The sequence below is a fragment of the Mycobacterium sp. genome, assembly GCF_050701675.1.
Taxonomy (GTDB): Bacteria; Actinomycetota; Actinomycetes; order Mycobacteriales; family Mycobacteriaceae; genus Mycobacterium.
In genome coordinates, this window is the sequence record NZ_JBOGDD010000441.1 from 1 (window position 1) to 2,394 (window position 2,394).

The 2,394-nt window shown below is 66.5% G+C and carries 3 protein-coding genes; all 3 read right to left on the reverse strand.

What is annotated here, in order from left to right:
- Positions 1-856 (reverse strand): polysaccharide deacetylase family protein (locus ACRDUX_RS13325; RefSeq protein WP_526414502.1); only part of this gene is annotated, 856 nt, incomplete at its 3' end.
- On the reverse strand, positions 853-1,839 hold the full coding sequence (speB, locus tag ACRDUX_RS13330) for an agmatinase (protein ID WP_526414503.1): 987 nt from the start codon (positions 1,837-1,839) through the stop codon (positions 853-855). The genes ACRDUX_RS13325 and speB, both read right to left, overlap by 4 nt.
- Positions 1,836-2,394 (reverse strand): SDR family NAD(P)-dependent oxidoreductase (locus ACRDUX_RS13335; RefSeq protein ID WP_526414504.1); only part of this gene is annotated, 559 nt, incomplete at its 5' end. The genes ACRDUX_RS13335 and speB, both read right to left, overlap by 4 nt.

The window sequence follows — 2,394 nt, forward strand, 5'->3', positions numbered from 1 at the left end:
GTGTGATGCTGCGTGGTGAAAGTTCCAGTGTCCGAACGTGTTCGGCGATGGAACCAAGATTCGTCGTCCACACGTCGTCATGATCGAGCACGTAACGCATGAGGTCGTCGAGTTCGGCGGCGCGCGATGTCCGGCCGGTCAGGAACGGATGGTTGGTGAGCACCCAGCAGCCGCCGACCCGGCGCAGACCGTCGAACTCCAGCTGCCACAGTTCGCGCGCCTTGCGCGGGCTCTCGATCAGGCCGCTGCCCGAGATGTCGGGCAGATAGCAGTACTGCTCCCAGTCGTCGAGCGCCCACTGGATCGGGATCTCGACCAGCGACTGGTCCGCACCGGGTGTGATCGCCAGCTCGTAGGGGTGATCCGCGTCCATCAGGCTCGAGTCGTAGAGGAAGCCACGCTCGGCCAGCAGCGCGGGTGTGCGACACGACAGATCCCACATCGGCGCCCGGTAGCCAGTGGGCCGCACCCCGGCGACGTCAGCCAGGGCGGCAAGACCCCGGTCGATGACGTCGATCTCCTCTTCGAGGGTCAACGCGGTGGGCTGCTCGTGCAGATATCCGTGATGGGCGATCTCGTGTCCGGCGGCCACGATGCTGCGGATCGCCTCCGGGTAGCGGTCGGCAGTATGGCCGGGCACGAAGAACGTCGAGGCGATCTGGTGGCGCTCCAGCATGTCCAGGATGCGGGGTATGCCGACCAGCGGACCGTAGGCCTGATGGCTCATCACGCTCATCCGCGCGCCGACGGCCTCCAGAGTTCCTGGGGCACCCCACAGCACGGCCGACTCGGCGTCCACGTCGAATGTGAAGGACGCCGCCGCTGTTTTGCCGTCGGGCCAACGTATTTGACTCATGAACCGACCATAAGCGAGATGAGCTCGTAGGCGAGGTTGGCGCCGGCGACGGCGGTGACCTCGGCGTGGTCGTAGGCCGGTGCCACTTCCACGACGTCGGCGCCGACGATGTTCAAGACCCGCATCGCCCGCAGCACCGCCACCAGTTCCCGGCTGGTCATCCCGCCGATCTCGGGCGTGCCGGTGCCCGGTGCGAACGCCGGATCCAGCACGTCGACGTCGATGGACACGTACACCGGATGCTCGCCGACTCGGTCGAGCACCCGCTCGGTCACGCCGTCGATACCGATGCGGTCGATATCGCGGCAGTGCACCACGGTGAAGCCGAGTTCGGCGTCCTCGAGGAGATCCGCACGGTCATACAGCGAGCCGCGGATCCCCACGTGTGCGGAGTGGTCCTTGACCAGTAGTCCCTGCTCGGACGCGCGCCGGAACGGCGTGCCGTGGGTGCAGGGTGCGCCGAAGTAGGTGTCCCAGGTGTCGAGGTGGGCGTCGAAGTGCACCAACGCCACCGGGCCGTGCACCTGATTGATGGCCCGCAGCGCCGGCAGCGCGATGGTGTGGTCCCCACCGAGCAGGACCACCCGCTGCTCGGGTCGGGTGAGCAGTCCGTGGATGCCGGCGCGGATCTCCTCGACAGCGGCATCGATGTCGAACGGGTTGGCCGCGATGTCACCGGCGTCGACGACCTGCGCCGCGGCGAACGGGGCCACGTCCAGCGCGGGGTGATACGGCTTCAGCAGCCGGGACGCCTGGCGGATCGCGGCAGGCCCGAAGCGGGCGCCCGGACGGTAGGTCACCCCGCTGTCGAAGGGCACACCCACCACGGCGATGTCGTAGTCATCGACTTCATGGCGCAGGGGTAACCGCGCGAAGGTCCCAATGCCGGCATAGCGCGGCACCGCCCGCGCATCGACCTGGCCCAGGATTCCTGGCGCCGTCTCTACATACGGTTGGCTATGCAACTCTGTTCCCTCCGTCATGCTCTCGACCGTGTTGAGCCGCCATTGCACGAAATCACCTGACCGACCACCGCCTCCAACTGGAAGTCGGATAAGAACTCGACCGCGGCAGCTACTTCATCGGGAAATCCGATGCGGCCCAATGGTATCGATGATGCGTAGTGCTGGTGTATCGCTTCCAGGTCGACTCCGGCAGCCTCGGCGTCCACCTGCAACTGCGGGGTGTCGGTGACGCCAGGGGCGACCGCGTTGACGATGATGTGTTCGGACGCCAGTTCGCGGCCAAGCGTCTTCACCAATGAGATCAGCCCGGACTTGGCGGCCGCATAGGCGGTGGCCTCCGGCCACCCGGTGATCCCCCACTCGCTGGCAATCACCACGATGCGTCCGGCACCCGCGGCGCGCATGTGCGGCAGGACCGCCTGCACCAGGAAGAACGTGCCACTCAGATTGGTGTCGACCACCTTCCACCAGTCGGCGTCATCGTGGTCGAGCAGCGGTGCCATGGTCATGTAGGCATGGTTGGCCACCAGAATGTCCAGGCGTCCGGCTGCCTGCACGACGTGTGTTGCGATG